We start from the raw sequence: 19,623 nt of genomic DNA, 5'->3' as shown, positions 1-19,623 counted from the left end.
ATGGCGCACGCGCCGCTCAGTCGCGGGTCCGCTCCAGCATGGCGTGCACCTGGGCCGCGATGCGCTGCTTGTCGGCAGGCCCGCAGGTGATCACGTCGTGCCCTTCGGCGCGCTCGCCGACCAGCGTGTAGCGGCCGCGGTCGGTGTCGAACCAGTTCAGGGCGGGCAGCCTGCCCCGGCGGCCGCGCCGGTCGGTGCTGGTCACCACGAAGTGGCCGAGGCGGAACTTCTGCCGGTTGGTGACCGCCTCCAGCTCGTGCAGCCCCTCGATGTCGGCGTCCTGCGGCGGGCCGTTGGTCCGGTCGGCCGAGGCGCGTACCTGCTCCCCCTGACCAGGCGGAGCGTCCGGCAGCAGGTCGACGCAAGCGCGGGGCAGGTCGTCGGGGGCCATGAAACTCATCCGCAGCACCCGGCCCTCGATCGCGCCCACGACGCCGACCTCGCCGGTCGCCACGACGCGGGCGGCGAGCCGCTGCCCGGAACGCAGGTCGAGCAGGCCCGCTGCCGCGATCGACACCTCGGACGTCGAAAGCAGGTAGAGCGCGTCCTCGACCTCCGGCTCCGGCCGCCCGGACCTCGCCAGCCCGGCCGACTCCAGCTCGGCCCAGATCTGGTTGGTGATCCGCTCCCTGTCGTCCGGCGACTCCCCGAGCCTGGGGATCTCGAACGGGTACTGCCGGACGTTGAGGTCCAGCTGCTCACCGAGCACGTCCGCCGCGTGGACGGGCAGTGCGATCGTCTCGACCATCAGAAGTCCCGGTAGCTAGAAGGGGCCTCACCGAGGACCGGCGGGGCGACGAGCCTGCTCTCGCCGTAGTCCTCGTCGTAGAGGTCGTCGGCCTCTATGAGGAACTGCGGCGCGTCGCCCGTCTCTCCCTGCCTCGGCGCGCGGTACTCGGCGTCGCGGTACTCGTCCTTCACCTCTTCGGCGCCCCACTTGGTCGGGCTCCGGTCGTAGTTCGACCCCCTCGACGACTGCTGCCAGCCGCCGGAGCCGATCGGGCCGAACCCGCCGTCGGCGCGGGCCGCCGGCTTCGGCGGTCTGGGCGCCGGCTTCTGCGCGGGCTTGGCAGGTGGCTGCTGGCCGTGGCCTGGCTGCTGGGCAGGGCCCGGTTGCTGCGGTCCTGGTCCCGGCTGCTGCTGGCTCGGCCCAGGCTGCGGGCCTGGACCCGGCTGTTGGTGGACCGGGTGCTGCTCGCCGGGCGGAGGCTGCATCGGCATGCCCTCCGGCCGCGACGCCGGTCCGCCCGGACCCGGCGGGCCCTGCGGCGGTCGCTGCGGTTGCGGAGGCTGCGAGGCGTGCGGCATCGGGGCGGGCGGCATGCCCTGGGGACCGCGCGGCGGCCTCCCGTCCATGGGCGACCCACCGGGCGGCGGCGCCGGCGGCATGCCTTCGGCGGGTGTGGGCGGACGGTGCCCGCCACCGTCCGGACCCGGCGGCGGCGCCGACGGCCCGGACACCGGCTGCGGCCCTGAGGGCGGACCCGACGCCGACTGCGGACCCGACGAGGGGCTGGTTGCCGACTGCGGCCCCGACGAGGGGCCGGTTGCCGACTGCGGCCCCTGCGGCGGAGCGGACAGCGGACCCGATGGCGGACCCGCCGGGCCTTCCGGCGCGGGAGGCATCTGCGGGATGCCCTCCGGCGCGGACGGCGGACCGGACACGTCGCCGGGCGCGGCGGCGTGGCCCGCCGCCGGAGGCGGAGGCATCTGCGGGACGCCCTCGGGCGGCGAAGCCGGGCCCGAGGGGCGGAAGCCTTCGGGCGCCGGAGGCGCCGGGATGCCTTCCGGCGGCGAGGGCGGACCCGCGGCCGGAGGCGCGGGGAAGCCCTCGGGCGGCGACGGCGGGCCGGAGGCCGCCGGAGGCGGCGGCATCGGCGCGCCGGGGCGCGGCGGCGGGCCGTCCGGGGGCGGACCGGCGGCCGGAGGCGCCGGGATGCCCTCGGGCGGCGACGGCGGGCCAGGAGCCGCCGGAGGCGGCGGCATCTGCGGCGGCCGCGGGCGGCCGGGCGGCGCGGGCGGGCCCGCGTGGCCGCCGCGCGGGCCCTCGGGCCCGTCGACGGCGGACTGGGGGCCGCTCGGCGGGCCGCCGTGGCCGCGCGGAGCGTCGCCGAACTCGTTGGCGGACACAGGACCGCCGTGGCCGCGGGGGCCGTCGCCGAGATCAGCCACGGGCTGCGGACCGCTCGGCGGGCCGGCCGGATCAGCGGCCGCATGAGGAGCGTTCAAGTGGCCGCGCGGACCCTCGGGCCCGTCGGCGGTGGGCTGCGGACCACTCGCCGGACCACCATGACCACGCGGACCATCGCCAGCATCGACCATGGGCTGCGGACCACTCGCCGGACCACCATGACCACGCGGACCATCGGCAAGGTCAGCCACCGGCAGCGGCCCGCTCGGCGGACCGGGCGGAGGGGGCGGCGGGGCGAACGGGTTCCGGAGGGCTTCGTCGGGCAGATCCGCGTCGAGGGAACCCGACAGCTCCGTCGCGGGGCGCTCAGCCGCGGACGGGTGCGCGGCGGCCTCGGGCGGCGGTCCCAGGTCGCCGGACAGCGCGGAGCCGCTGGGGCGGCCGGCCGTTTCCGGGCGGTCCGGTCCGGGCGCGGGCCTGCCGGGCTGGCCCTGCCTGCGCTGCTCGTGCTCGAAGCGCTCCGCGAGGTGCTCGCTGCGCTCCCAGAACGCGAAGGGGTGCGGTTCGGCCGCCAGGGCGGCGAACTCCGACCTCAGGTCGAACCGCATCGGCCGCGGCGCGGGCCGCGCCGGCCGGGGACCACCCTGCGGCGGGCCGGCCTCGCCCGGCGCAGCACCACGCGGAGGCTCACCGGGCCCACCGCGCGAAGGCTCGCCGGGACCGCCACGCGGGGGCTCACCGGGCGCAGCACCACGCGGGGGCTCAGCAGGCCCACCACGCGGCGGGTCAACTGGCCCACCGCGCGGCGGGTCAACTGGCCCACCGCGCGGGGGCTCACCTGGCCCACCACCACGCGAGTACTCACCGGGCGCGGCGCCTCGCGGCGTCTCGGGCGGCATCGGACCGCGCGGGGGCTCACCGGGAAGCGTGCCGCGCATCGGGACGTCGTTGTGCCTGCCGGGCTCGGGGCGCCCCGCAGGACGTCCCCCCGCGTCGAAACCCGCCGGCCCCGGCGGATTCGCCGGATTCTGCGGTGACGTCACGATTCCCCCAGGTCTTCGCTTTGGACGGGTACGCAGGCCGAGGTCACCCCTTCGGCGCGGTCACCCATACCGACGCAAGCGAGCATGTCGTCGTTCCCCACTCAGACGACCGTGATCACGCGATCCGCCCGCGGAACCTCACCCGCCGAGCGTCTGCCAGCCACCTGCGTTGATCGCGACATCACGAGCCCCCTCGTTGCTTTCGTTACCGCCGAAGGACAGTAGCAGCCCCGGATCACCGTTTTCGGGGTTTCTCCGAAGAGCGAGAACCGTACTCGCCGGTACCCCTGGAACCAGCGGTCCCGGCGACCGATTTCCTCCGCAGGGCCCGGAAAAGCCGCTGCCGGCGGCCCCCGGCCAACAACTTCACAATCCGGACAATATTTACTAGACGATCGAGTGCCGTTAGTCACTCGGGCACAACCTTCGGTGGCGTAGGTCGTTCCGGACGCGCCAATGTGGGTCCGTTGTTCACCACGGGGTGTGCGGAAGGGAAAAGTTCGATGGGTGGATGGGAGCGGTCGAGCGCCGTCGACGCGACGAGCCTGGGGAGCTACGTCGCACTGGGCGACAGCTTCACCGAGGGGATGGAGGACGCCCGGCCGGACGGCGGCTACCGCGGATGGGCGGACCGCCTCGCCGAGCGCCTGGCGGCCCGGAATCCGGGGCTCCGCTACGCCAACCTCGCCGTTCGGGGGAAGCTGATCCGCCAGATCGTCGACGACCAGGTGCCGGAGGCGATCGGGCTGCGCCCCGGCCTGGTCTCGTTCACCGCGGGCGGCAACGACATCATCCGCCCGGGCAGCGACCCGGACGCGGTGGCCGAGCTGTTCGAGTCCGCCGTCGCCGAGCTGTCGGCCACCGGCGCGCGGCTCCTGATCGGCACCGGGTTCGACACCCGCGACACGCCGGTGCTCAGGCACGTGCGCGGCAAGGTCGGGACCTACAACTCGCACCTGCGCGCCATCGCCGACAAATACGACTGCGGAGTGATCGACCTGTGGTCGATGCAGGTGCTGCAGGACCCGCGGGCCTGGAGCGCGGACCGGCTGCACCTGTCGCCGGAGGGGCACCGCAGGGTCGCGCTGCGGGCGGCCGAGGCGCTCGGCCTGCCGGTGACCGAGGACTGGCGGGAGCCGTGGCCGCCGCGGCCGGAGCAGTCGTGGCGCACGCAGCGGATCCAGGACATCCAGTGGGCCCGCGAGTACCTGGCGCCTTGGATCGGCCGCCGCCTGCGGGGGCAGTCCAGCGGCGACGGCCGCGCCCCGAAGCGCCCGAAGCTGGAGCGGCTGTGCGGTGCGCAGTCCTCGGCGTCGGCCTCGCCGTCCGAAGCGGAACGCTGCTGAGCGGGATCGAGCCGGCGTCGCGGAGGGACCGAAGCACCGGACAGACGCCGGCTCAGCCGAACACCACCGCCTGAAAACAGCGGCCCGCACACAGACCACGGGCGTCGCGTGAGATCACCGGCAGAGACCGGGCGTCGGCAGAGATCACCGGGCCCGCACAGAGACCACCGGTCGGGATCACGAACCCGGCGGAAAACCCCGCGCCGGGCCGGAAAAGACGAAGTGCGGGCCCCTGGCCGACAACACCCACCCCTTGGCCACGGGCCCGCACGTACCCCCACGTCCATTCGGGAGGGTCCAGTTCCCGAATGCCCTCCCCCCTTGCGGTCGCCCCGACCTACTCCCACGTGAGTGAGCGCAGGCCGGGACGACCGGGCGACAAATCCCCCCTGACTTCCCCCAGAGCCGCCCGTCGTCCGGACCATGCACGGCTGATCCGGACACCACGAAGATTGCCGGACCCCACTATGCGGGGACTAGACGCTCGCTAAACGCTCCCGAAAACCGGGCGCTGACCAGCGGATTGACCAACTCACGAAGTTGTTGGCAAATCGCGGAGACGCTCGCGGACCTCCTCGGCGCGGTGCGAGCCGACCGTCTCGAAGATCGTCAGCGCGGTCTCCCACCGGGTCCGCGCGACGGATCGGTCGCCGCGCGAGCTGGCGGCTTCGCCGAGTCCCCGGTAGGCGGCGGCCTGCCGCTCCAGCGAACCGCATCGCTGCGCGACGTCGAGCGCCTCGTGGTGGTAGCGCTCGCCCTCCTCGACCCTGCCGAGCTCGATGCTGACCTCGCCGCAGTTGTTCAGCACCATCGCCAGCGTCTCCAGGTCGTCGGCCTCCCGGTACATCGCCTCGGCCTCGCGAAGGTGCGCCAGCGCCTCCTCCAGGTTGCCGTTGACCTGCTCGACCTGCGCCAGGTTGTTCAGCGCGCCGGCCTCGCGGTAGCGGTCGCCGAGGGTGCGGTAGGCCTGCAGCGCCTCGCGGCAGTGCACCTGCGCCTCCTCGTAGCGGCCGAGGCGGAACAGCACAGCGCCCATGTTGACCTGGGTGAGCGCCAGCAGCGCGGGATCGCCGGTGGACTGGGCCTCGGCGTGGGACTCGGCGTAGTGCGTCAGCGCCGCCTCCGGCTGCCCGGACCGCGAGTAGGCCACCCCGAGCCCGGCCGACATCAGCAGCTTGCCGACGCCGTCGCCGATCGCCCTGGCCGAGTCCAGGCCGTCGCTGTAGATCTGGACCCAGTCCTCCCACGGGCAGCGCACCATCAGGTAGTTGAACTGGAGCCGGGCCAGCGGCCACGCCAGCTCGTGCATGCCCTCGCCGTTGGCGACCCGGACGGCGGCCACCAGATTCGACCACTCCGCGTCGAACCACTCCAGCGCCTCGGCCCGCCCGGTGATCTCCGGACGCGGCGTGTCGTCGCCGGAGAAGTCGAGCTCGTCGCGGGCGGGACGCAGGAAGCGGCGCGCGTGGTCGGCGGTGACCAGGTAGTAGTGCAGCAGCCTGCGCAGCGCCGCGTCGTCGTCGGGCGAGAGCTCCCCGCGGGAAATCGTTTGCTGCCCGTCGGTGGCGCCGAGGAGGTCACGGGCGTAGACGCGCAGCAGGTCGTGCATGCCGAAGCGGTCCGAGCCGGGTTCGGTGATCAGGTGCGCCAGCGCGAGCGCGCGGAGCCGCCGGCGTGCGCTGGGCGGGTCGGTGCCGCACAGCGCCGCGACCGCGTGCCCGGTGAAGGTGTGGCCGGGGATCAGCCCGAGCAGCCGGAAGGTCGAGGCGTGGACGGGGTGCAGGTTGCGGTAGGAGATGTCGAAGGCGCGCCGGACGCTGGTGTCGGCGTCGTCGATGTCCAGCGCGTGCAGCCGGTTGCGCTCGTCGGTCAGCTCGTGGACCAGGTCCGCCACGCCCCGCGCGGGGTTGGCGGCCAGCCGCGCCGCGGCGATGCGCAGCGCCAGCGGGAGGCCGCCGCAGAGCTCGGCGAGCTCGCGGGCGGCCATCGGTTCCGACGCCGACTTGCCCGGCGTTCCGGCGCGGTCGAGCAGTTCGACCGCGGTCTCGGTCGGCAGCGTCTCCAGCGGCAGGACGTAGGCGCCGCTGCGCACCACGAGCCCGTCGAGGCGCCGCCTGCTGGTGACCAGCACCAGCGACTCGGAGTTGCCCGGCAGCAGCGGGCGCACCTGCTCGGAGTCCCGCGCGTTGTCCAGCAGGACCAGCACCCGGCGGTCGGCCAGCAGCGACCGGTACAGCGCCGTGCGGTCGTCGAGGTCCACCGGGATCGCGTCTGCGGCCACGCCCAGCGTCTTGAGCATGCTGGTCAGCGCCTCGCCGGGGGCCAGCGGCGCCCGGTCGGAGTCGAAACCGCGCAGCGACGCGTAGAGCTGACCGTCCGGGAAGCTGCGCGCGACCCGGTGCGCCCACGTCACGGCGAGCGCGCTCTTGCCGACGCCTGCCGTGCCGGTCAGCACCGCGAGCGGGTTGGCCGAGCCGCGTTCCCGTTGTGCCAGCAGCCGGTCCAGCGCCGCGCACTCGCGGTCGCGGCCGACGAAACCGACGACGGCGGGCGGCAGCTCGGCCGGGATCGGACGCCCGACCCGCACCTGCGCCGTCCCGGTGGCGGCCTGGCGTTGCTGCGGGCTCAGCAGCGTGTCGTCGTCGCGCAGCAGGCGTTCGTAGAGGTTGCGCAGCTCCGGCCCGGGATCGATGCCGAGCTCGCCGGACAGCCGCCGGCGCAGCACGTGGTAGCGGGCCTGCGCCTCGGCCCGGTGCCCGGCGCGGTAGCTGGCGAGCATCAGCTGCCCGGTCAGGCGCTCCCGCAGCGGGTATTGCTCGACCAATGTGGACAGTTCGACGACCAGGTGGTGGTGGCGCCCCATGTCGAGGTCGGCGGCGACCCGTTCCTCCAGCGCCAGCAGCCGCAGCTCGTCGAGGTTCGGCCCGACCATCCGGTGCAGGGGACTGGCGGAGATGTCGGCGAGGACCGGGCCGCGCCACAGCCGCAGCGCCTCGGTCAGCACCCGCGAGCGCTCGGCGGGCTCCAGCCCGTAGGCGTGGTTCACCAGCGCGCGGGCGCGGTGCGCGTCGACGCGGTCGGCGTCGACCTGCAGCACGTAGCCGGGCGGCCGGGTGACGATCTCCGGGTTGCCGCTGCCGTCGCCCGCGTGCTCTGCGAAGAGCTTGCGCAGCCTGGAGATGTAGCCGTGGATGATGGTGCGCGCGCTGGCGGGCGGGGCGTCGGCCCACAGGGTGTCGATGAGCCGGTCCATGGGCACGATCTGGTTCGGTTCCAGCAGCAGGCAGGCCAGGATCCCGCGCACGCTCGAGCTGCCGATCGGGATCAGCTCACCGTCGGCCAGCACCTCCAGCGGGCCGAGCACCCGGAACTCGAAGCCCGTGCTCGGCGCGCGCGCCGGGCTCTCCTGCGGTGACATACTTCCCGAAATCCGATTCGTGCTCACGTTTTGCGGTCGCGGACAGTTTCAGCCACCGGGCGGCGATCGTCCACACCCCCGGACAAGCCGACACACGGTAACGAGCCGGACCCGAGGCCAGTGCGGCACCCGGCCCGTTGTTCACCCCAATGGAGGTACGTCGGATTCCGGCGCCGGATGCCGTCGATTGACCCGATCTTCCCCCGGCACCCGTCACGCCCAGTAGAGTCGTGGCGACCGTCGACCACCCGAACGAGGACCACTGTGGAAGGAGCAGACGCCGTGCCCCCATCGTCCACAGTGGTCGACCGCGCCGTGGGCTGCCTGCTCGGAGGCGCGCTCGGCGACTCGCTCGGCTCGCCCGTGGAGTTCCGGCAGCTGCCCGACATCCGGGCCGAGTACGGCGAGCACGGCATCACCGAGCCGCCGCCGCAGGCGCTGCTGGGCGACGCGACCCAGATGTCGCTGTTCAGCGGCGAGGGCTACCTGCACGCCTGGACCAGCGGGAACAACGGCGGGCCGTGGCGGCCGGTCGAGTCCGTCGCCAACGCCTACCGGCGGTGGCTGATCACGCAGCAGGAGGACAAGCCGCAGCCCGGCGCCACCGGCCTGCTGGCGGAGACCGAGCTGTACTCCAACCGCGCACCGGGACTCACCAGCCTGCGTGCCCTCGGCGAACCGGAGCTGGGTTCGCCCGACCGCCCGCGCAACAGCTCCAAGGGCTGCGGCGGCGTGGACCGCAGCGCACCGATCGGCTTCGCGCCGAGCGCGGAGATGGCCTACCAGCTCGGCTGCCAGTGCGCCGCGCTCACCCACGGCGGACCGGGCGGCTGGGCGTCGGCGGGCGCGATGGCGCTGATCGTCCACCTGGTCGCGGTGCAGGGCCGCCGGCTGCCGGCCGCCGTCGACCAGGCCACCGGCCGGGTGCTGCGCGACGACGGCGAGACCGCGGTGGCGCTGGCGGAAGCGTCGACGCTGGCGCGGCTCGGCGCGAGCGTGGGACACGTCGAACGGCTCGGCCAGGGCTGGATCGGCCCGGAAGCGCTGGCCATCGGCGTCTACTGCGCGCTGGCCCTGCCCAAGCCGGAGCAGTTCGCCGACGCGGTCCGGCTGGCGGCGAACCACTCCGGGCACAGCGACTCGACCGCGGCGATCACCGGCTCCCTGCTCGGCGCCCGGCACGGCACCGAGGTGCTGCCGCGCGCCTGGCTGGGCCGGCTCGAGCTGGCCGACGTCATCGAGCGCATCGGCCACGACCTCGGCGCCTCCTGCTCCGGGGAGAGCTTCAACCAACGCCGCTACCTGGGGCTGGGGTAGCACGACCGTCGCGTCCCACGACGCGGGAGGGCGCGCGGCCTCGGGGCGCGGAAACTGCGATCGGCTTCAGCGCACGACGGCGGTGCGACGACCGTGCCGCAGGGACTCACCGGGGCGTGCGGGTCGCCCACTTGCTCGATGCCGTGTCGGTCACACGGGAGCACCAGGGCGAGTTGGTGCTGGTCCAAGCCGCACTCTCGCCCGGTCGGCGCCGCCGAGCCCGGCGATCCACCGCGAGCCCTTGCCGACCGCCGGGAACGCCCCGGCGCGCTTGAGGGGCGCCCCGTGCGGGGCGCCCCTCAACTCGCTCGGCAGGCTCAGCGGCGGACCGGAGTGAAGTCGCGCGCGGCGACGAACTCCGGCCGCCGGGACTCGGCCGCGAACGGCTCCACCAGCGTGTTCTCCACGCTGTTGAACACCACGAAGATGTTCGAGCGCGGGAACGGGGTGATGTTGTTGCCCGATCCGTGCATGCAGTTGGAGTCGAACCACAGCGCCGACCCGGCGGGGCCGGTGAACTGCTCGATCCCGTGCTCGTAGCCGAGCTTGGTGATCTCGTGCTCGCCGGGCACGCCGACCTTCTGCTCCTTCAGCGACGACTTGTAGTTGTCGTCCGGCGTCTCACCGACGCACGAGACGAAAGTCCGGTGGGCGCCCGGCATGATCATCAGTCCGCCGTTGAAGGGGTAGTTGTCGGTCAGCGCGATCGACATGCTCACCGCGCGCATCGCGGGCATGCCGTCCTCGGCGTGCCAGGTTTCGAAGTCCGAGTGCCAGTAGAAGCCGCTGCCCCGGAAACCGGGCATGTAGTTGATGCGGCTCTGGTGCACGTAGACGTCCGAGCCCAGGATCTGACGAGCGCGGTCGAGCACCCTGGGGTCGCTGACCAGTTCGGCGATCAGGTCGCTGATTCGGTGCACCTCGAAGATCGAGCGCACCTCGTTGGACTGCTTCTCGACGACCGTGCGCTCGTCGGCGCGCACCCTCGGGTCGTTGGTGAGCCGGTTCAGCTCCTGCCAGTAGGTCTGCACCTCGGCGGGTGAGAGCAGGCCCTCCACGGTGTGGAAGCCCTTGGCATCGTGAGCGGCCAGTTCGTCGGTCGTGGCGGGTCCCGAGTCGACCCCGGGCCACACGGTCGGGTCCTGGCGTTCGATCAGAGCCGGCTCGGAGGACACCCGGGTCGGGTAGCGGTCCTGAGTACTCAGATCGGCGACGGTCATGAGTTGCGCCTCCTTCGCGAATTCCCGCCGGAGCGAACGATGCCTGCGGCATCGATCGCCATTTCTCGGTTCCTCGTTAGAGAGGTTCCCCCTCGCGCACGAGCGGGAAGACCGTGCAGCACGCGGGCGGTGGGTCATTGCCGGTCTACACCGGACTACCCACCGCCCACGGCGAATATGCCTGCCGCCGGTAACTGCACCGGGAACGGCGGCCAGGAGGTCAGCTCGCGGCTTCCTCTTCGTCCTCGACGATGACCGGGTACACCCCGTTCTCGTCGTGCACCTCACGCCCGGTGACGGGCGGGTTGAACACGCACACCGTCCGCATGTCGGTCTTCGGGCGGACCTGGTGCTTGTCGTGGTTGTTCAGCAGGTACAGCGAGCCCGGCTTGAGCTGGTGGGTCTCACCGGTCGCCTTGTCGGTGATCTCGCCCTCGCCCTCGAACACGAACACCGCTTCGATGTGGTTGGCGTACCAGAAGTCGTTCACCGTGCCGGCGTAGAGGGTGGTCTCGTGCACCGAGAAGCCCACCTTCTCCCTGGCCAGGACGATGCGCTTGCTGCGCCAGTTCTCGGTCTTGATGTCGGCGTCGGTGTCCTCGATCTCCTCGAGAGTACGGACGATCAAGTCTCCTCCTTCGAAGAAGCGCGGTGCTGAATCAGGCCAGCACAGAATGCACGGATTCGCGGATGATCTGAAGCCCCTGTTCGAGCTCCTCATCCGAGACGGTCAACGGCGGCATGATCTTGATGACCTCGCTGTCCGGACCAGAGGTCTCCAGGATCAGCTTGCGGTCGAACGCGGCCTTGGACACCTTGCCCGCGATCTCGGGGTCCTCGAAGCCCAGGCCCCTGGCCAGGCCGCGGCCCTTGGCCAGCGCACCGTCGTACTTGGCGACCAGCTCGTCGAGAACCTCGCCGACGCGCTCGCCCTTGGCGATCGTCGACTTCTCCAGCCGGTCGTCGCTCCAGTACTCCTTGAGGGCTTCGGTGGCGGTGACGAACGCGGGGTTGTTGCCGCGGAAGGTGCCGTTGTGCTCGCCCGGGTCCCAGACGTCGTGCTCGGACTTGATGAGCGTCAGGGCCAGCGGCATGCCGTAGCCGCCGATCGACTTCGACAGGCAGACGATGTCGGGCTGGATGCCGGCTTCCTCGAAGCTGAAGAACGGGCCGGTGCGGCCGCAGCCCATCTGCACGTCGTCGACGATCATCAGGATGCCGTGCTTCTGGCACAGCTCGTAGAGGCCGCGCAGCCACTCGGGACGCGAGGAGTTGATGCCGCCCTCGCCCTGCAGCGTCTCGACGATCACCGCGGCGGGCTCGTTGAGGCCGCTGCCGCTGTCCTCGAGCATCCGCTCGAAGTACAGGAAGTCCGGGACCTGGCCGTCGAAGTAGTCGTCGTAGGGCATCGGGGTGGCGTGCACCAGCGGGATGCCCGCACCGCCGCGCTTCATCGAGTTGCCCGTCACCGACAGCGAACCCAGCGTCATGCCGTGGAAGGCGTTGGTGAAGCTGATGATCGACTCGCGCCCGGTGATCTTGCGGACCAGTTTCAGCGCCGACTCCACCGAGTTGGTGCCTGTCGGCCCGGGGAACTGGACCTTGTAGTCCAGACCGCGCGGTTTCAGCAGTTTCTCGTCGAGGGTCTCCAGGAACTCCCGTTTGGCCTTGGTGGCCTGGTCGAGCCCGTGGGTGACGCCGTCGCGCTCCAGGTATTCGAGCAGTTTGCGCTTCAGGACCGGGTTGTTGTGCCCGTAGTTGAGCGCACCGGCCCCCGCGAAGAAGTCGAGGTAGGCGGTGCCGTCCTCGGCGTAGAGGTAGCTGCCCTTGGCGACGTCGAACACCGCGGGCCAGGTGCGGCAGTAGCTGCGGACCTCGGACTCAAGACTTTCGAAGATGTTGTTCACGATCCTCCGTTCGCGCCCTGCGACCGCGCCCGGAAGCGGTGTGACCTCCGGACCAGTGCTGCCACCTGGCGGCGGTCGCGGGCTGCAACAAGATCTCTTCCACCAATGAGGGTCACGGTGTGGGTGGCGCCGTTCACGCCCCTCCGGCCGCGGCCGGAGCCGCCGCGAAGGGACCGATGCGGTACAGGTCCTCGCCCAGGTGGGCGTCCGGGAACAGCTCGGCGGTGAACAGCTCGCTGCTCACCAGCTCGGCTCCCCGGTCCCTGGCCAGGGCGGAGAACAACTTGATCGATGCGGTGTTGTCCGGGGTGATGGTCGTCTCCAGATAGCGGACACCTCGCGGCACGACCCGGTCCAACAGGTGCGACAGGAGCTTGCCCGCCACGCCACCACCGCGCTGGGAGGCATCGACGGCGATCTGCCAGACCACGATCGTGTCGCTGGCGTCCGGCCGGATGAAGCCGGTCACGAAACCCACGACCTCGCCGTCGACACGCGCCACCGCTGAGGTCTGCGCGAAGTCCCTACACCACAACAAATACGAGTAGGACGAGTTCACATCGAGCACTCCCGAATCACGGGTGATCCGGTAGAGTGCGGGGCCGTCCGCGACGACCGGAGCGTCGATCTCCAACCGCCCGGCTGAACCGCTTCCGCCATTCCGTGCGGCGCTGTTATGGCTCGGTTTGTCGCCGGTCATGCTGTGCCAACTTAACAGAACCTCCGTAACGCGTCAGGTTCGCACGCGTTTCCTGGCGTCTCTACCAGGCGCAACGCGATTTTACACGTGACGAGCCCGACAGGATTGTTGCGAAATAAACAGCGCTGATGATAAGAGTCTGCTGCGCCAATACGGATCAATGCGCTACCCCGCTGCTGACCTGGGCAAACCCGCCATCCGGGGGACATCGTCGGACACGGTCCGAATCGATCAAATGCGGCCGTGCGCCTTCGTGCTCTCTTCAGGTGAACTCGTTGGGAAATACAGGTATCGCCCGGACGCGGCGCGGGGCGTCCGGGCGATACGCGTCACACTCGGGGCGATCAGACCCCGGCGAGCTGCTTGATCCAGTCGCGGTACTCGGTGATGTTGGTGTAGGCGGTGTTCTCCGCGCGGTCGCTGGTCGAGGCCACGCCCACCTGCACGTTGTTGGCGAACATCGGGCCGCCGGAGTCACCGCCGGCCGGGATGCCGTCGCCGCGGGTCGCGCAGACCGCGGTGCCGCCGCGGTAGTCCTGGCAGGCGATGTCGGTCACGTTGACGTTGGCGACCTTCAGGATCTGCGACTGGCACTGGATCTCGGGCTTGTCGGTGCAGGTCGCACCCCAGCCGTAGGTCTGGGCGGTGTCGCCGACGTTGACGTCGCCGGTGGAGCCCAGCGGCGCGTACTCGGTCTGCACGGCGTGGTCGATGTTGACCAGCGCCAGGTCGGCGGTGTCGTGCACGTGCACGCCGCCCGGCTTGGCGTTCGCCTTCTCGCCCTGGGTCTGGTCGACGTTGCCGATGTTGAAGCTGACGCCGTCGCCCGCGCCGTCGACGCAGTGCTGGGCGGTCAGCACCCACTCGGGGGCGATGATGGTGGCCGAGCAGTTCTCCTGGCCGTTGACGAACAACCGCGCCGCCCACGGCGCGCTGTCCACCTCGGAGCCGTCGATGATCATCGGACGCATGTCCGGCGGGGGCGTCGGCTCGGCGGCCTGGGCGGGCGCGGCGAAGGTCGCCATGGCGAGCGCGGCGCCGACCGCGCCGGCGAGGGTACGAGCGATGGACACGTTGGTCTCCTTCAGTTGCCGTGGGGTGCAACAGGGATAGAAACGCGCTCAGATTTCACTCGTCCGTGTGGTTTGTCCATGGTTTGGTCACAATTCGCCACCAAGGTTCTGCCTGATAGCGACGAGATCGCCGACTTTTGGCGGAGCCGCGGACATACCCGGTACGCAATTCACACTTTTACCGTTGAACGGCGCAGAATCGCGATTCCGGGCCGGAGATCGGGGCCCGCGCCCGCGACGGCCGGAAGCGCCGGAGAGGCTACAGCTCGGTGAACACGCCATGGCGACGGTGCGTGCTCGACTAATCTCTCTTCGTAACGTTGAACGGCAGTTCGAGCCCGCACGACGGCGGCACTCCGGACGCTTCCCGGAAAGGGCAAGCGCAGGACAACCGTGGTCCTCATCGCATTGACGCTTGCGTGCGTGGTCGTCCTCGTCGCCTACCTCATCGACCGGCAGCACGGATCCCAGGCCGCGTCAGCGCCCACCGTCACCGTCGCGGCGCCACCGGCGACGCCCAGCACCGCGCCGAGCACAACCGCCTCGACCAGCCAGCGCGCCCGGCCGACCACGACCGCGACGACGCGGCCGACGACGTCGCCGCCCTCGCCCGGCTGCTGTTCGACGGCACCTCGGGCTCGGTGTCCTACAACATCGACCCGGGCATGCGGACCTTCTGCGCCCTGGTCGGGCTGCAGGACAGCTCCGCGGGCTGCTCGGTCGCCTTCGACGTGAAGGTCGACGGCACGAGTGCACAAGGAGAACGTGGTGGTCGGCCAGACGGTGGAGCTGATCGCCAACGTCGGAGGAGGTTTCCGGCTGACCGTGGCCGCTGAGGACTCTCCAGCGGGTGCACCGGCGTGTACCCGGTCGTGATCAACCCCGTGCTGCGGGCGGACTGACCGGTTCGGGAGCGCGTCGAGGTGTCGAAGCGGTGGTCGAGCTGGAACACGGGCACCAAGCTGTCCGCGATCGGCGCCCTGCTGGCACTGCTCACGTTGCTGGGCAGCTCCATCAGCTGGCTCGCTGACGGCTTGTCGGTGCGGGATCGCTTGTGGGGCAAGGAGGAGCCACCACCCGCGACGCGAACGACGGCCTCGGCCTCGGCGGACACCCCGGCGCCGACAACACCGGTGGCCGAGCCGGAGTCGGACGAGGTGAACCTGCTCGATGCCGACGCCGTCGAGGGCGGCGACTACGTCGCGGTCGGGCGCGCCACCGTGGCGGGCCGGAACCCCGAGCGCGCGCTCGTCCACCCGGGCACGTCCGTGACCACCTACAACGCCGACGGGATGCGCGAGCTGCGCGCACGGGCCGCCCTGGACGACCATTCGCAGAGCTGCGCGGTCACGTTCGAGGTCCGCTCGACGGCGAGGTGCGCAAGCGCAGCACCGTGCGCACCGGCGAGGTCGTGGAACTGACCGCCGACCTGGGCGCCGGTCGCAGGCTCGAGCTCGCGGCCGACATCGGCTCCTGCGCCGCGATCCCGGTCCTCCTCGACCCCGTGCTGCGGCCCTGACCCGCTCAGCCCCCGAGAGCCCGGCACGGTGGCGGCGCGCGGCGGCGCCGCTCCGGCGGCGGCCGGGAGTTGGCCAGCACCGTCGCCACCCAGAGCAGCGGCCCGGTCAGCACCAGGATTCCCAGCGCCAGCCACGGCACGTCCACGAGCAGGGCTGCCAGCGTCAGCCCGGCCAGGTGCAGCACCATCAGGACCGAGTACGTGCGCTTGCGCCCGCGCTGCTCCTCGGTGAGCGACGGGGCCGCGTCGGTGATCAGGGCGACCTCGCGCCGGGTGCGCCGCATGCCGCTCACCTCCCACGACGGGCCTGCACGTCCATGGCATACCCGCAGGCGGCCCGCGTCAACGCCACCCCGCAGCGGGCCGCACACGGGGCCTGGAGCGTCAGCCCACGGCGGGTCCGTGAGCCGGCGACACGGTCGGCCGACTCGGCGACATAGACGTACGAATTCCCGTTCGACACAAGCGCATCATGCGGACATTCGTTGCTTTTCGGTTGCATCGCGGTCGATGCAACACATCCATCCACTTTGGATGACTCCGACGCCTGGTCTTCCGGCACGCGTTTTCCCGCGTTTGCCGTCTTTGCGACCGGGTAGCCGGGGGTGGCCCGCTCGGGTGCGATGCGCGGGCCCGTCGAGGCCGGGAGGAGGTCCGGACATGAGCATCATGGACAAGCTGAAGGAGTTCGTCGGCAAGAGCCCCGACAAGTTCCACCGGGGAATCGACAAGGCCGCGTCCGCCGCCGACGAGAAGACGGGCGGCAAGCACAGCGACAAGATCAACCGCGGTGCCGAGCAAGCGCGCAAGTACGTCGACCGCCAGGGCGAGCAGGGCGGCCCCGAGCAGGGCGGCGCCGGCCGGCCTCCGGGAGGCGGCCCGGGCCAGCCCTGAACCATGCGTCGAGCGGTCTGGTCAACACGTTCGTAGGCGACCGCGCTGCAACCTGACGACGAACGCACCGGACGGATGACCTGTCCGGTGCGTTCGCGTGTGGACCCGCTGCCGCACCGGTGTGCCGCAGAGCCCGAGAGGTCTGGACCCACCATGCCACCGCTGCGCACCTGGCGCGTTCGCCGGCGGCTGTCTTCAATGGTGGAGGGCGTCGGAGCCGCTGAGGGGACTCGAACCCCTGACCGTCCGCTTACAAGATCTCCGGTCTGTGGTTCACATCAGCACAAAGTCGTACAAAACTGCTGGTCAGCGCAATTGCTGGAACAGTGGTTGGGTGGTTGTACGGGGGCGAACTGAGCCGGGAACTGAGCCGACGAAGCGGAGCGCGGCGCGGCCCACAACCCGGTTGCCCGGCCTCCTGGTACCGGGTGGACGCCTTCGCGGCGTCTGTGGCGATCTCAGGGCCTCTTGAGCGCCGATCTCCCGGCTGTGGCGCTACTCGCCCCACCAGGCCTCGGCAGGACGCACGCGGTTCGTCAGAGGCGGCCTGAGGGCCGCTACGGAGCCCTCTAGATCTAGAGGTGACGGCCTCTAGATCTAGAGGGGCCGCTAGAGCGGCGTTCACGGCCTCACCAGCGGTCTAGCTCCTAGAGGGCACTCCCTGACAAACCCTGTTCCAGCCTTCGGCGCTGGTCGACCGAAGAGAGGATGCCGCACAATGAACACCATGAGCGAGCAGCCAGTGAGCGTGTCCGCCGATGGCCTGGCGTCATGGAACGAAGCCGTCCAGCGTGCCGAACGTGGCGAGAGCGTGCCCGTCATCGCGCATGGCGAGCACGTTGCCGACGTCGTGCCGTCGGGCGAGATCGATCGGCTGCGAGAAACGATCGAAGTGCTCTCCGACTCCGAGCTCGTACGGGACCTCCGCGAAGGACTCGCCGACATGGCAGCCGGCCGAACGGTTTCCGCTGATCAGATGGCAGAGGACCTCCGAGCACGCGCGGCCAACGAATGAGCCCACGAGGCAGCTACACGATCAGCTACACGGCTGCCGCCAGGCGCCAGATGAACCGCCTCCCCTTGGCTGCGGCCATGGCGATGCACGACCACCTCACGGGGCCGGTCGCTGACAACCCGCACCGTCTGGGTAAGCGCCTCGATGCGCCATTCGAGGAACTGCACAGCACCCGTCGCGGCGAATACCGAGCCCTGTACTCGATCAACGACGAGCAGATCCTTGTCACCGTGGTGACCGTCGCTCATAGGCGAGACGCCTACCGTTCTCGCTAGCTGCACCGGGGAACACCAAGAGAACGAACTTTCGATAGTCCGAGAGAAGGGCTGATCAGTGGCTGACCAAGAGGGCACGTGGACCGTGCATGGTGAGCGTCCTGTGTACGAGAGCGCGTGGGTACGCGTCGGCTTGGCCGATATCTCGCAACCTTCAGGAGAGCGCTTCGAGCACCACACTGTGTGGTTTCCACCTCCTGCGATGACCGTGCTTCTCGACGACGCAGAAGAGCATGTGCTCATGGCATGGCGGCACCGGTTCGCGCCGGATATCTGGAACTGGGAGCTCCCCGGAGGGATCATCGACGAGGGGGAAGACCCGCAGGAGACAGCGTTGCGGGAGCTGATCGAGGAAACCGGCTATAAGCCTCGAAAGATCGAACCACTAGTCACATTCGAACCAGCAGTAGGCATGCTGCGCAATCCTCACCACGTCTTTCTCGGCCGGGGCGCTGAGCTGGTCGGAGACGCCACGGAGGTCAACGAAGGCAAGTTCGAGTGGGTCCCCGTGGCCAACGTGCCCAACCTGATCCGCGAGGGAAAGGTGAAGAACTCCGGCACCCTCGTCGGCCTTCTCCACTACTTGGCTCTCGGCAGGTGAGCTAGTCCACGAGCAGCTTCGCGATCCGTGCGCGCTGTCGTGCTGATCCCGTACTGCCCGCCAGTTCCGCGGCTCTCTGCGCATGCGTTTTCGAACCTTCGATGTCGCCACGCTTCCGCAGCGCTAAGGCGAGATCGACCCGAAGGCCCGACTCCGCCCGCTTCGAGGACAAGACCTGACTACCCTCCAGGGCTCTCGTAAGGTCATCGACTGCCTCGTCAGCGCCTAGCCTGGCGAGGCAGTGACCACGCCAACGGGCGAGGTGCGTGCTGTTCAGCATCAGGAAAGGCAGTTCCGGATCGGTGTCGCCTTCGGGTAGGGCGTCGGCCGCCTGATCGAGCATCGTGAGCGCCTGGCGGTGCTGGCCAGCGGCAGCGAGAAACTCCGCCTCCGCAGCTGCAAGCCAGGCACGAAGCCGAGCCGGGACACGCCGCGCGATTTCGGGGGTGTGTGCGTACTGGACTAGCTCGACTGCTTCGGTGGCCCGGCCGGCGTCGAGAAGCGCGTACGCCTGCTGAGCCGTCACGTGAGCGAACACAGCAGGGTCTTCACCTTGCCGGGCAGCAGCTTTCGCGACGTCGTGCAGGTTCCACGCCTTCGTGACGTCACCTGCATCGAGCGCCTGCCAGCCCGCCAAGGCTGCGCCCTCCGCAAGTGCGACCGCGGCCAGGTGGGAGTGCTTTCCAGGCAGGGCAGTGCGTAACAGCTTCTCCATGTGCTCAACATGTGCGACGGTCTGCGGGATGATCGCCGCGCCGACCTTCCGGTCCATGAGACGGTAGTGGTCGGTCTGCTGCTCCAACATTTCGACGATCTCGGCGTCGATCCTGGTGATCTCCAGCGCCGATGGAATGTCCAATGCAGACGGCGGCGGCGCCGTGTCCACGAAGCCTAGAGCCGCTGGCGGGAGCGCGAAGACCTCGCATAGTTCGTCGCGCCAGTCGGTCGGAAGGACGCGACCCTGCTCCCACTCCGTGTACATCCGCTTCAGGCTCACGTCTTTCGGGGGCATCTTGCCGCGACGACGTCGGACTTCGCGGAGCTTGGTGCGGGTCTCCATCTGCGACATGCCACTCGCGAGACGTGCGCGCTTCAAAGGCGTTGCTTCGGGTTCCTCTACGGGCACGGTCCCTCCCCTGGCGTTCCCCCTGGTCAGAGCCAGGT

General features: G+C 70.5%; 19 protein-coding genes. 7 read left to right on the top strand and 12 right to left on the bottom strand.

Going from position 1 to position 19,623, the window contains the following annotated elements; translation table 11 throughout:
• Nucleotides 1-16 precede the first annotated feature (16 nt).
• The 3 genes from SACE_RS02425 to SACE_RS37340 are packed head-to-tail and all read right to left on the bottom strand — an operon-like array spanning nucleotide 17 to nucleotide 2,996.
• Nucleotides 17-748, bottom strand: a complete 732-nt coding sequence (locus tag SACE_RS02425; RefSeq protein ID WP_009951294.1) for an ESX secretion-associated protein EspG — start codon at nucleotides 746-748, stop codon at nucleotides 17-19.
• Nucleotides 748-2,739, bottom strand: coding sequence for a hypothetical protein (locus tag SACE_RS37345; RefSeq protein WP_143538057.1), 1,992 nt, complete (start codon nucleotides 2,737-2,739; stop codon nucleotides 748-750). Before SACE_RS37345 ends, SACE_RS02425 begins: the two co-directional genes overlap by 1 nt.
• Nucleotides 2,724-2,996, bottom strand: coding sequence for a hypothetical protein (locus SACE_RS37340; RefSeq protein WP_143538055.1), 273 nt, complete (start codon nucleotides 2,994-2,996; stop codon nucleotides 2,724-2,726). The genes SACE_RS37345 and SACE_RS37340 overlap by 16 nt, the downstream gene beginning before the upstream one ends.
• 681 nt (nucleotides 2,997-3,677) lie before the next feature.
• Between SACE_RS37340 and SACE_RS02415 the strand changes: the two genes are divergently transcribed.
• Nucleotides 3,678-4,520, top strand: coding sequence for an SGNH/GDSL hydrolase family protein (locus tag SACE_RS02415; protein WP_009947383.1), 843 nt, complete (start codon nucleotides 3,678-3,680; stop codon nucleotides 4,518-4,520).
• Between the two features lie 532 nt (nucleotides 4,521-5,052).
• Here SACE_RS02415 and SACE_RS02410 read toward each other — a convergent pair.
• On the bottom strand, nucleotides 5,053-7,938 hold the full coding sequence (locus SACE_RS02410) for an AfsR/SARP family transcriptional regulator (RefSeq protein WP_009947384.1): 2,886 nt from the start codon (nucleotides 7,936-7,938) through the stop codon (nucleotides 5,053-5,055).
• 282 nt (nucleotides 7,939-8,220) lie between these two features.
• Between SACE_RS02410 and SACE_RS02405 the strand changes: the two genes are divergently transcribed.
• A complete protein-coding gene (locus SACE_RS02405) occupies nucleotides 8,221-9,255 on the top strand; it encodes an ADP-ribosylglycohydrolase family protein (protein WP_011873074.1) in 1,035 nt (344 codons plus the stop codon).
• Nucleotides 9,256-9,572: 317 nt separating this feature from the next.
• Here SACE_RS02405 and thpD read toward each other — a convergent pair whose 3' ends face one another.
• The 6 genes from thpD to SACE_RS02375 all read right to left on the bottom strand — a co-directional run bounded on the left by thpD (nucleotide 9,573) and on the right by SACE_RS02375 (nucleotide 14,955).
• Nucleotides 9,573-10,475 carry an ectoine hydroxylase gene (thpD, locus tag SACE_RS02400; protein WP_009947386.1) on the bottom strand — a complete coding sequence of 301 codons (903 nt, stop codon included), beginning with the start codon at nucleotides 10,473-10,475 and terminating at the stop codon, nucleotides 9,573-9,575.
• Nucleotides 10,476-10,695: 220 nt separating this feature from the next.
• Nucleotides 10,696-11,103, bottom strand: coding sequence for an ectoine synthase (locus SACE_RS02395; RefSeq protein ID WP_009947387.1), 408 nt, complete (start codon nucleotides 11,101-11,103; stop codon nucleotides 10,696-10,698).
• Nucleotides 11,104-11,134: 31 nt separating this feature from the next.
• A complete protein-coding gene (ectB, locus tag SACE_RS02390; RefSeq protein WP_009947388.1) occupies nucleotides 11,135-12,382 on the bottom strand; it encodes a diaminobutyrate--2-oxoglutarate transaminase in 1,248 nt (415 codons plus the stop codon).
• A 133-nt stretch (nucleotides 12,383-12,515) separates the two neighbouring features.
• Nucleotides 12,516-13,016, bottom strand: coding sequence for a diaminobutyrate acetyltransferase (ectA, locus tag SACE_RS02385; RefSeq protein WP_009947389.1), 501 nt, complete (start codon nucleotides 13,014-13,016; stop codon nucleotides 12,516-12,518).
• Nucleotides 13,017-13,426: 410 nt separating this feature from the next.
• Nucleotides 13,427-14,155: a S1 family peptidase gene (locus SACE_RS02380; RefSeq protein WP_009947391.1), complete on the bottom strand. Its 729-nt coding sequence runs from the start codon at nucleotides 14,153-14,155 to the stop codon at nucleotides 13,427-13,429.
• Nucleotides 14,156-14,595: 440 nt separating this feature from the next.
• A complete protein-coding gene (locus SACE_RS02375) occupies nucleotides 14,596-14,955 on the bottom strand; it encodes a hypothetical protein (RefSeq protein WP_009947392.1) in 360 nt (119 codons plus the stop codon).
• 123 nt (nucleotides 14,956-15,078) lie between these two features.
• Between SACE_RS02375 and SACE_RS02370 the strand changes: the two genes are divergently transcribed.
• Entirely contained in the window at nucleotides 15,079-15,576 is a 498-nt protein-coding gene (locus tag SACE_RS02370; RefSeq protein ID WP_009947393.1) for a hypothetical protein, read from the top strand.
• A gap of 103 nt (nucleotides 15,577-15,679) precedes the next feature.
• Here SACE_RS02370 and SACE_RS02365 read toward each other — a convergent pair whose 3' ends face one another.
• Nucleotides 15,680-15,958 carry a DUF3099 domain-containing protein gene (locus SACE_RS02365; RefSeq protein ID WP_009947395.1) on the bottom strand — a complete coding sequence of 93 codons (279 nt, stop codon included), beginning with the start codon at nucleotides 15,956-15,958 and terminating at the stop codon, nucleotides 15,680-15,682.
• A gap of 376 nt (nucleotides 15,959-16,334) precedes the next feature.
• Between SACE_RS02365 and SACE_RS02360 the strand changes: the two genes are divergently transcribed.
• The 4 genes from SACE_RS02360 (at nucleotide 16,335) to SACE_RS02345 (ending at nucleotide 18,459) form a co-directional block, all read left to right on the top strand.
• Nucleotides 16,335-16,568 carry an antitoxin gene (locus SACE_RS02360; RefSeq protein ID WP_009947396.1) on the top strand — a complete coding sequence of 78 codons (234 nt, stop codon included), beginning with the start codon at nucleotides 16,335-16,337 and terminating at the stop codon, nucleotides 16,566-16,568.
• A gap of 727 nt (nucleotides 16,569-17,295) precedes the next feature.
• On the top strand, nucleotides 17,296-17,583 hold the full coding sequence (locus tag SACE_RS02355) for a hypothetical protein (protein WP_143538054.1): 288 nt from the start codon (nucleotides 17,296-17,298) through the stop codon (nucleotides 17,581-17,583).
• Nucleotides 17,580-17,858 (top strand): type II toxin-antitoxin system RelE family toxin, encoded by a 279-nt coding sequence (locus SACE_RS02350; protein WP_009947397.1) that lies wholly within the window; start codon nucleotides 17,580-17,582, stop codon nucleotides 17,856-17,858. The genes SACE_RS02355 and SACE_RS02350 overlap by 4 nt, the downstream gene beginning before the upstream one ends.
• Before the next feature lie 103 nt (nucleotides 17,859-17,961).
• Nucleotides 17,962-18,459, top strand: a complete 498-nt coding sequence (locus tag SACE_RS02345; RefSeq protein WP_231849907.1) for an NUDIX hydrolase — start codon at nucleotides 17,962-17,964, stop codon at nucleotides 18,457-18,459.
• Between the two features lies 1 nt (nucleotide 18,460).
• Here SACE_RS02345 and SACE_RS02340 read toward each other — a convergent pair whose 3' ends face one another.
• Nucleotides 18,461-19,585, bottom strand: coding sequence for an NsdA family TPR-like regulatory protein (locus tag SACE_RS02340; protein WP_143538053.1), 1,125 nt, complete (start codon nucleotides 19,583-19,585; stop codon nucleotides 18,461-18,463).
• Between the last annotated feature and the right edge of the window lie 38 nt (nucleotides 19,586-19,623).

Source organism: Saccharopolyspora erythraea NRRL 2338, assembly GCF_000062885.1.
Lineage (GTDB): Bacteria > Actinomycetota > Actinomycetes > Mycobacteriales > Pseudonocardiaceae > Saccharopolyspora_D > Saccharopolyspora_D erythraea.
The sequence above is the reverse complement of the archived record's forward strand: the minus strand, read 5'-3'. Positions and strand labels throughout refer to the sequence as shown.